9 protein-coding genes are annotated in these 9,623 nt (G+C 61.3%); 4 read left to right on the top strand and 5 right to left on the bottom strand.

The window, feature by feature from the left end:
* Positions 1-56: 56 nt before the first annotated feature.
* Entirely contained in the window at positions 57-1,049 is a 993-nt protein-coding gene (locus EOB36_RS31615) for an ABC transporter substrate-binding protein (RefSeq protein WP_128286429.1), read from the bottom strand.
* 116 nt (positions 1,050-1,165) lie between these two features.
* Here EOB36_RS31615 and EOB36_RS31610 point away from each other — a divergent pair, with 116 nt between their 5' ends.
* The gene (locus EOB36_RS31610; RefSeq protein ID WP_126105450.1) at positions 1,166-2,092 is read left to right on the top strand and encodes a LysR family transcriptional regulator; all 927 of its coding nucleotides are present in this window, start codon (positions 1,166-1,168) and stop codon (positions 2,090-2,092) included.
* 293 nt (positions 2,093-2,385) lie between these two features.
* On the opposite strand, the gene EOB36_RS31605 is transcribed toward EOB36_RS31610, so the two are convergent.
* Both EOB36_RS31605 and EOB36_RS31600 read right to left on the bottom strand, forming a co-directional pair.
* On the bottom strand, positions 2,386-2,979 hold the full coding sequence (locus EOB36_RS31605; protein ID WP_065009308.1) for a DJ-1/PfpI family protein: 594 nt from the start codon (positions 2,977-2,979) through the stop codon (positions 2,386-2,388).
* A gap of 180 nt (positions 2,980-3,159) precedes the next feature.
* On the bottom strand, positions 3,160-3,861 hold the full coding sequence (locus tag EOB36_RS31600) for a GntR family transcriptional regulator (protein WP_126105449.1): 702 nt from the start codon (positions 3,859-3,861) through the stop codon (positions 3,160-3,162).
* A 145-nt stretch (positions 3,862-4,006) separates the two neighbouring features.
* Here EOB36_RS31600 and EOB36_RS31595 point away from each other — a divergent pair, with 145 nt between their 5' ends.
* Genes EOB36_RS31595 through EOB36_RS31585 form a run of 3 tightly spaced genes read left to right on the top strand, consistent with a single transcriptional unit; the run spans position 4,007 to position 7,575 of the window.
* Positions 4,007-5,233: an iron-containing alcohol dehydrogenase gene (locus tag EOB36_RS31595; RefSeq protein WP_128286428.1), complete on the top strand. Its 1,227-nt coding sequence runs from the start codon at positions 4,007-4,009 to the stop codon at positions 5,231-5,233.
* Positions 5,234-5,251: 18 nt separating this feature from the next.
* Positions 5,252-6,739: an NAD-dependent succinate-semialdehyde dehydrogenase gene (locus EOB36_RS31590; protein WP_128286427.1), complete on the top strand. Its 1,488-nt coding sequence runs from the start codon at positions 5,252-5,254 to the stop codon at positions 6,737-6,739.
* An 11-nt stretch (positions 6,740-6,750) separates the two neighbouring features.
* Positions 6,751-7,575, top strand: coding sequence for an alpha/beta hydrolase (locus EOB36_RS31585; RefSeq protein ID WP_128286426.1), 825 nt, complete (start codon positions 6,751-6,753; stop codon positions 7,573-7,575).
* Between the two features lie 103 nt (positions 7,576-7,678).
* On the opposite strand, the gene EOB36_RS31580 is transcribed toward EOB36_RS31585, so the two are convergent.
* Both EOB36_RS31580 and EOB36_RS31575 read right to left on the bottom strand, forming a co-directional pair.
* Entirely contained in the window at positions 7,679-8,620 is a 942-nt protein-coding gene (locus EOB36_RS31580) for a choline/ethanolamine kinase family protein (RefSeq protein ID WP_164759179.1), read from the bottom strand.
* Positions 8,621-8,641: 21 nt separating this feature from the next.
* Positions 8,642-9,607: an aminoglycoside phosphotransferase family protein gene (locus EOB36_RS31575; protein ID WP_127205261.1), complete on the bottom strand. Its 966-nt coding sequence runs from the start codon at positions 9,605-9,607 to the stop codon at positions 8,642-8,644.
* Positions 9,608-9,623: the final 16 nt, after the last annotated feature.

Genomic DNA, 9,623 nt, shown 5'->3' with positions numbered 1-9,623 from the left:
TGGCATGGCCGCCGGCGGCCGCCGGAAGGCGGGCCGCCGGACCTGGTCCATTGCCGTTACTTAGCCGACACCTTGTTGATCACCGAATTGTCGATCTGGTCCGTCGCCACGAGCTTGTTGTCGGCAGCGCCGTTCTCCAGGTTGAGGTCCATCACCGTATCGAAGATGCCGTGGAGCGTGCCTTTTTCTCCCGGTTTGCCCATGTAGGCGAGAGATTCGGCGAGCGTCGTGTAGGATAGGCTGGAGTCGACGATCTCGGTCACCTCAGCCGGCGTCAGGCCGAAATGCTTGGAGGCCATATCGGCGAATTTTCCCGGCTCGGCCTTCAGGAAATCGACGGCCTCGTAGATGCAGCCGAGAAACTTCGCGTATTTGTCCGGGTTCGCCTTGAAGTCATCGTTGCGGACGATGATCGCATCGATGATGATGCCGCGATGATCCTTGGACGAGACCAGCATGCGAGCACCCGGACGGGTCGAGGCCTTCAGCGCCTGCGACATGAACGGTTCATAGGTCGCGATCGCGGCAATCGAGTCATCGACGAAAACCGCGCCCGTGTTGGCCGTTGCGATGTCCTTGATCTGGAGGTCCTTCAGTGACAGTCCCGCCTGCTTCAGCTCCATCTGGAGCAACAGGCGTGAGGGAATGTTCGGTTCGGCAGCGACGACCTTGCCCTTGAGATCCGCCACCGTCTTGATCTGGTCGTCGATGATGATGCCGTCGCCGCCGACGGATTCATCGATCGTGCCGATGATGATGCCCGGTGTGGAGGCGTCGCGCGGGCGCCCCTGATATTCGCCGACGGAGCGCATCTGCATCTCGATGTCGCCGCGCGCCATCGCTGCCATGACGTTGGTGAGGTCATCCTCGAACTTGATGCTGACGTCTAGGTCTTTGCCGGCGAAGCAGCCCAGGTCGCTTGCGATGTGGACAGGTGCAAATCCCAGCCACGTCGGAGCAAGGATGCGTATCTGGTCGGCGCTGAAGGCGAACTGCGAACTGGCGAGCACCAGTGCTGCGGACAACGCGATGCGGAGTGACGATTTCATGATTGTTCCCCATTTTTGTTCCGCGCAGGCTCGCGATTTCAAGCATTGATGTAAATGAGTTTATTTAGAATTTTACATCGAATAATGTCGATGTATCGCCGTTCGAGGGACAAGCCATGCGTCGTTTGGACAACATCGACATCCGCCTGCTGCGCGTCTTCGTGGCGCTGGCCGATTCAGGCGGCTTCGCCGACGCGCAGATCACCCTCAACCTGTCGCAGCCGACGCTCAGCACGCATCTTGCGGAGTTGGAGAAACGCATCGGCGCCCAGCTCTGCCATCGCGGACGCAAAAAGTTCCGCCTGACCGAGGTCGGACAGGCGACCTACGACGCGGCGCAGAAACTGTTTCGCGATCTCGACGATTTCGGACACCGCATCAGCGCAGCTAGCGGCAGCCTGTCCGGCCGGTTGCGGATCGGCACGTCCGATGGCGTGTTCACAAGCAGTGAATTGGGCATCCAGCATGCCCTCAGACGCTTCATGGGTCCTGATTCCGATGTTTTCATCGACCTCTCGCTTGGCACGCCATCCGAGCTTGAGCAGCAAGTCGCTGATGGCGGCCGCGACATCGTCATCGGGCCGCTGTCGCAGAAAGCGCCCGGTGTCGTATACCGGGATTATTGCGGCGAGCCGCATTTTCTCTATTGCGGCCGACGGCACCCGCTTTTTGCGATGCCCGATTCAAGGATCGACCAAAGCGCCATCCACGCTGCGCGGTTTTCTGTACGCAGCTATCGGTATTTCGACGATCTCTATCTCGTCGGGCATCCTAAGGCCAGCGCGTCGGTAATCCACATGGAAGCACAATTAATGCTGATCCTATCGGAAAACTTCATCGGCTTCCTGCCGGCTCATTTCGCATCTTCATGGGTCCATGCCGGCGAGTTGCGGGCGATCAAGCCGGGATCTTATACTTTCAGTTCGCGGCATCTGGTCGCTTACCGCAGGGCAGACGAAACACGAAACCTGGTCCAGGCGTTCCTTCGAGAACTGACCAGAGGATCTGAGACGGTTCCTTCGAAAGAGGGTGGCGCAAAATAGTAAGAATTTCGGTCTGCCCGAGCAATCCAGCAGTCTGTTCGGCCAGATCAATCAGCCCGTCATCGAACCCTCCAGCCGGGGCAGGCTGCTATCTACTGGAAGAGGTGCTCGGCATCGCCGAGATGCGCGTGGGCGGCAAAACAACCCCGTCTGGATTCGGCGGGCGTCATTGCCAATGTCGGCAGCGACGCGTTCGTCGCCTTGCAAGTGAGCACGGAGGCGTTGCCACGAGCCGTGGACGATCTGAGGAGCGAACCGATGCATCCCGTCTGGGATGCATCGGAAGGACTGACTCAGTTGTGGCGGATTTCCGTTCCCAGCACCTTCAGGCACTCGCGGATGAACGCGGCAAGTGCGGTCCAGCCCTTTGCCGAGACCATCGTTCCGTCGACATAGGCCTCAGTCGGGGACAGGTCGATATAGGTTCCACCGGCGAGGGTCACTTCCGGCTCGCAGGCAGCCAGCGCACCTACTTTCTTGCCACGCACGACGCCGTCGACCGCGATCAGGATCTGTACGCCATGGCAGATCGTGAAGATCGGCTTCTTGTTTTCGTGGAAATGGCGGACGATCGCCTGCACGCGCTTATCCGTGCGGATGTACTCGGGGCCACGACCACCCGCGCAATACACGGCGTGATACTGGTCGAGCTGTTTCTCCGCCTCCGAAAAGGTCTTGTTCATCAAAGCATAGTGGCCGGGCTTCTCGGTGTAGGTTTGGTCACCTTCGAAATCGTGAAGCGACGTCTTGATCAGGTCTCCAGCGTTCTTGTCAGGACAGACAACGTGGACGATGTGGCCGACGGCCTCCATCGCCTGCTGATAGACGAAGATCTCGTATTCTTCGGTAAACTCACCGGTCAACATTAGTATTTTCTTGCCTGGCATGGTCGGTTTCCTCGTTTTGTGGATGGAAGTCAGGCGGGCATTGCACTCGCCCGGCGGCGCGGGTCTCAGAAAGGGGGACGCGGGACGTGGCATTCCCGGGCGTTTGCTTGCGGGGTCAACGGTGCCTCCAGCTTGACGGCGCCGCTCCCGATGTGGACGGTGACTGACATCGTGACAGTCTCAATCGAACGCCAGCAACAAACGATCACGAGAATGCTCGATATGGCGGCGCATCGCCTGTTCCGCCGCAACAGGATCGGAGGCAGCGAAGGCGGCCAGGATAGCCTCATGCTCGTCGAGCGCTTCCTCGGTAACGCGCGAATGGAACATCAGGCGAAAGATGTGGAAGTGCGTATGCTGGAACGCGAGCGTCTGGCGCACGAGTTCATTGTTTGCAAATTCCATGATCCTGTCGTGGAAAATGGCGTCCTGCCGCGCAAAGTTGGAGTAACGCAGGCGCTCATCCTTGCCTTCGCGGCGCGCCATGCCCCCTGCGGACTCCTGAAGCACCGCAAGTTTCGTCTCATCCATCAATGCGGCTGCTTTGGCCGCCCCATGCGGCTCGAGCAGCAGGCGAAGCTCATAGAGTTCGTCAAATCGGCGCTTGGTTATCTGCGGCGCGGCGCGGTAGCCGATCAAATGTGTCTTCAGCACAAGGCCTTCGCCTTCGAGGCGGCCAAGCGCTTCACGGATTGGCGTGTGGGATACTTCGAGTTCCTTGACCAGACTGTCGACGGTGATCCGCGAGCCAGGCGCGATCTTCAGCGACATGAGTTGCGCGAAGATCGCTTCATACACGTCCTCCACCAGGCTGTTGGATCGCTGGATGCGTCCGCTAGCCGGGTCGACTTCTCGGGCATTGCTTAAGTTCGTGACCTGCATCTTTGCCTCTTGACAGGATCACTGGCTAACACGATGCTCCGCTCAATGCAATCCTATATCATATACGATTTAATAGATGAAACTTTTGGATCGAACTCGACGAGCTTTCGCTTTCCACTCCCAACATCATCGAGGGACGCAGAACATGAGCCTTTTCGCTGCCGTAAGGCTCCCGCGTGAGATCCTCTTCGGGAAGGGCCAGCGCCATGTCATTCCAACCGTTGCGGCCAGGCTGGGCCGTCGCGCGCTTGTCTGCACGGACGAGCGCTTTGCCGCGACTGTCGCCTTCGCAGAGATCGTGGCGGCGCTCGAAGGCGCATCGATAGACGTGCTCGTGCATGACTGCGTGCTGCCCGACGTCCCCCGGGACACCGTTGCCGTCTGCGTCGAGGAGGCGCGAAAGTTCGCGCCAGATATGGTGATCGGCATTGGAGGCGGCAGTTGTCTCGACATGGCCAAATGCGCCGCATTGCTCATCAGTCACGGCGGCCTGCTCCAGGACTACTACGGCGAGTTCAAGGTGCCTGGCCCGACGCTGCCGGTGATCGCGGTGCCAACGACAGCCGGCACCGGCTCGGAAGTGACCCCTGTCGCCGTGATCTCCGATCCGGATCGCACCTTGAAGGTCGGCATCTCCAGCCCGCATCTGATCGCGGCAGCCGCCATCTGCGACCCGGAACTGACGATGACATGTCCCCCGGGACTGACGGCGATCGCGGGCGCAGACGCGCTGACACATGCGATCGAGGCTTTTACCGCCGTCAGGCGCGGCACTGACCCCAGCCTGCCGCAACAGCATGTCTTCATCGGAAAGAGCGCGCTGACCGACCATTTTGCGCTGCTCGCGATCAAGCTGCTTGGCCGCAGTCTCGAGAAGGCATACAGCGACCCCGCCGACGAGGACGCTCGGGCCGATGTGATGATGGGCGCGCTTGCTGCCGGCTGTGCGTTCGGTACGGCCGGAACGGCGGCGGCGCATGCGGTGCAATATCCGGTCGGCGCCCTCACCCACACCGCTCACGGGCTGGGTGTCGCCACCATGTTGCCGTATGTCATGAAGTACAACAGGGCCGCCGCGGCCGCCGAGATGGCCGAGATCGGCCTCGCCCTTGGTCTCGACGGGAGGGACCGGAGTGCCGGTGAGATGGCCGACGCGACGATCGACGAGATCGGCCGGCTGTTTGGAGCGATCGGGATCACGCCTTCGCTGGCCAAGCTCGGGCTTCCCGCCGACAAGGTCGATTGGACGGCCGAACAGGCGCTCGGCATTGACCGTCTCATCAAGAACAATCCGCGTCCATTCGATCTGGCAGCCATGCGGGGCCTGATCCAGGCTGCCTATGATGGCAACCTCGCCACCTACGTCATGTGAGCAATCGAGGAGCAGGCCATGAACATATCTCATCCGGTGCTGGAGGACGGTCAGGACACTGACGACTTCCATAGATTCTCCCACGGCTTGTATATCGGCGGCCAATGGAGGCAATCCGCCGACGGCAGGGAAATCCAGGTCGTGGACCCTTCCACGGAAGCGGTGATCGCCGCCGTTCCCGATGCGACGATCGAAGATGCCGCGGCCGCCGTGGAGGCTGCGGCCAAGGCCGCCGATGGCTGGCGCGCAACGGCACCCCGCAAGCGTTCCGAAATCCTCAGGCGTTGCTTCGAGCTGATGACGCAACGTTCCGAGACGCTGGCAACCCTGATCTCGCTGGAAAACGGCAAGGCACTCCGGGACGCGCGTGGCGAGATCGCCTATGCTGCGGAATTCTTTCGCTGGAATGCCGAGGAAGCCGTTCGCATCACCGGTGAATTCGGGATAGCGCCTTCCGGCACGAACCGGATCGTGGTCGACTACGAGCCCATCGGCATCTGCGTCCTTGTCACGCCCTGGAACTTCCCTGCCGCCATGGCGACGCGCAAGATCGCGCCCGCCTTGGCTGCCGGGTGCACGGTAATTTTGAAGCCAGCCAGCGAAACCCCGCTCACGGCCTACGCGCTTGCCGCGCTCTACCAGGAAGCAGGCGTTCCGCCAGGGGTGGTGAACGTTCTGACAACCTCCAATCCCGGCCCTGTGACGGCTGCGATGCTGGCCGATCCGCGGGTGCGGAAACTCTCCTTCACCGGCTCGACGGGTGTCGGGCGCGTTCTGCTGGCCGAGGCTGCAAAGCACGTGATTTCGTGTTCGATGGAGCTTGGCGGCAACGCGCCATTCCTTGTGTTCGATGACGCGGACCTCGACGCGGCGGTCGATGGGGCGATGGTGGCGAAGATGCGCAACGCCGGCGAGGCCTGCACGGCTGCGAACCGCATCTATGTCCAATCTGGCGTTTACGACGCCTTTGGCGAAAGCCTCGCCAGGCGGATGTCGTCACTCAAGGTCGGCGCTGGCACGGACGCGGCCACGGAGTGCGGGCCGATGATCACCAGGAAGGCCGTCGACAAGATCGGCCGTCTGGTCAACGATGCTGTCGCCCGTGGCGCGCGGGTGCTGTGCGGGGGCAAGGCAGGCTCGGGAATGGGATACTACTATCCGCCGACCGTGCTCTGCGACGTCCCGGCCGAGGCGGAGATGGCGCATGAGGAAATTTTTGGGCCGGTGGCGCCGATCTCGAGATTCGAGACGGAAGCCGATGTCATCGCGCGCGCCAACGACACCGAATACGGTCTTGCCGCCTACATCTACACGCGCGATCTTGCGCGTGGAATGCGGGTGGCATCCAAGATCGAAGCCGGGATGATCGCTCTCAACCGCGGCTTGATGTCCGATCCGGCAGCACCCTTCGGCGGGGTGAAGCAGAGCGGCCTCGGCCGCGAGGGCGGCCAGCATCACGGCATTGCCGAGTTCATGGAGGCGAAATACCTCGCCATCAGCATCTGAGCGGAGGAAGAGTGCAAAGCGATCCGTTTCGCATCCGCGACCATGTCGCGGATTTTGACAAAATCGTGCAGGACATCGTTCACCGCAGCGAGGTCGTTCGCGCAACCGTTCCAATGGCTGCGGACGTTGCCTATGGACCGGATCAGGCCGAAACCGTGGACCTGTTCTTTCCCACGGGCAAAAGAAGCGGCCTGCCGGTGCACATGTTTATCCATGGCGGCTACTGGAGAATGTTCTCCAAGCGCGACTACTCATACGTCGCGACGACGATTACTCAGGCGGGTGCGATTGCCGTCATCGTCGACTATGCTCTGATGCCCAACGTCAGAATGGCTACGATCGTCGACCAGGTGCGCCGCGCCAAGCAGTGGGTTCTCGCCCATATCGCCGACCATGGCGGAAACCCGGCAGAACTGACTGTCAGCGGTCATTCGGCCGGAGCACATCTTTCAACGTTTCTGTTCAACAGCGAGAATACCCCCTCGAATGTGCGAGCAGCTCTTCTGCTCGGCGGGCTCTACGATTTGAAACCGCTCCAGAACTCCTTTCTCGCCAACGAGATTGGAATCACCGATGAGGAAGTCGCCATGTTTACACCTCTTGCCTATCGGCATGATCCTCAAACCAAGGCGACGGTTCTGGTCGGAGCCAATGAGACGCCGCCTTTCCATCAGCAAGCAGATCGATTCAAACAGAACCTGCTGCAGCGGGGTTCGCCGGTAACGTCGCTTGTTCTCACGAACCGCAACCACATGGACAGTGTCAGAGATCTCGGCGTGCCAGGGAGCCAGGCGGGTGGTTGCCTGACGAAACTGATTGCCAACGACAGCCGCTAGACAGCCGCTAGCCCTCCCTGCAGACATGCCGGCCATCACCCATGGCGGCTTAACTGCAATGCCGTCTGCGTCCAACCGGGAATTGCTCCGCCCGTGACACTCGTCAGACCGCCTTGAGATACTCGACCCATTGCGGGGTCTGCATCACCGAGCGCGCGCGCATATATTTCCACGCCCCGTATTTGTAGAAATCGAAGTCGAGCGCCGATACGACGTTCTGCACCATCGCCCAGGTTCCCCACTTCACATCGGCGAGCACCTTGTGCACGACCAGCCGGGCCTTCAACCGAGGGTCAAACCTGCCGAAATATTCCTCGATGACTTCGGCCTCGACCGCATCGGAGAAGAACATTTCCCCGCACCAGATGCCGAGTTCGTAACAGCGGTCGTTGTTTGCGGCATACTCATAGTCGATCAGCATCATCGACCGGTCGGGCGCGATCATGAAGTTTCCGGGCATCGGATCGTTGAAGCATGGAACCAGGTCGATCCCCGAAGCCTCGAGCGCCGCCCGCGCCAGAAGGTACTGGCGATGCAGCCAGGCAAAATCCGCCGGCAGCGCGCCTCCGAGCTCGCGGACCTGATCGACATGCTCGTCGATCATGTCGAAGACCGTCTTGGTCAGCGACAGCAGGCCCGAATCGTTGAAGCGCCGGTAGAGACCCAGCACCGAGCGGCGTACATCCGGGTCGAGGAAATCGCGGTTGGTACAGGAGCGCCGCCCCTCCATGAAATCGGCAATCTCGACGCCGCGTTCGTCCAGATAGCCGTAGACCGCGGGTCCGATACCGAGCGAGTGGGCGCGCCGGCTCGCCTCCGCCGCCGCTTTTCGGTCGATGAACATCTCGGTGCCCCGGCCCGGAACCTTCACGAAATAGCTCTCTGACTGTCCCGCGATGCGAACGCGCCAGTTGGAATTGCTGATGCCGCCATGCACCGGCCGGTAGCGGAGATCGCGGCCGGTCCATGGTTCGACGGCACAGATGACGGCCTCGATCTCCCGCTCGGCTTCGCTCACCGCCTCGCCCGGCCGCTTCTCAATCATGTAGGGCCTCCTTGCAGCCGCTCAAAGCCGTCTCAACTTCAGTTCGAAGTCCGGATGGCGAAGAGCCATCCGGCAGCGCAGCAGGCGCCACTGCGCGTATTTCAGAAACTCGATGTCGCCGCGCGGCGATGTCGAGTTCAACAACAGACCCCATAGCCCCCACATCAGATCGTCCGCCGCCGCATATGCACGGCAACGGTTGAGGGAAGCCTGACGGAACGACCCCTCGAACATCTCAAGCGCCGGCCGCATCTCTTCTTCGAACGGAAAGGCCTCGTTAAGTAGAATGCCGACCTCGTAGAGGGGATCGACATTGCGGGCGTCGTCGAAATCGACGAGCTGAACCGCCCCGTCCTGGCTTACCATGATGTTGGAGGCGAGGCCGTCGGCGTGGCTCGGCCGGACATCGTAACCCGCAGCGGTGATTGCGCGCTCGATCTCGCCGACGCCGTCGAGCATCCACCAAAGATCGTCCGGGCGCTCGACGCCGGCGGCTTTCCGGGCGTCGTCCAGCACCCGGATCCTATCGAATACCGTCCACGACAAAGCGAATGGCCGCGATCCGTGGATCGCCTTTTTGAGCCCGATGACCTGCTCCATCACGTCCGCCCGTCGCAGATCGTCCATGCGCGCCGTTTTCCAACCGGGCGGCAAGAGATCGAAGACGATCGCGTCGGCGTCTCGCGCAAGATGCCGCGGACTTGGCGTGCAGCCCAGTCCGGCCGCGGTGGAGGCGGCTTCAAACACGGCCTCCAGATCGACGAACGCCTTCTGGTCGGAGTTCACGATCTTCAGGAAATAGGCCGGAGACGACTGGTCGACCGCCACCAGCCATGCTTCGCTGTCGACGCCGCGATGCGAGGGCGATGCGATACCCGGAGAGGCGGGCGCAAAACCGATCTGTTTTCCCGTCCAGTCCGCAATAGCGGTGAGCGCCGCCTCGGCACGAACTTCCGCGGGGGTGGAGGCTTCGCCGATCGTCTTCATCGCCTAGTCCTTCAGT

The sequence above is a fragment of the Mesorhizobium sp. M6A.T.Cr.TU.017.01.1.1 genome (assembly GCF_004023115.1).
Lineage (GTDB): Bacteria > Pseudomonadota > Alphaproteobacteria > Rhizobiales > Rhizobiaceae > Mesorhizobium > Mesorhizobium mediterraneum.
The sequence above is the reverse complement of the archived record's forward strand: the minus strand, read 5'-3'. Positions and strand labels throughout refer to the sequence as shown.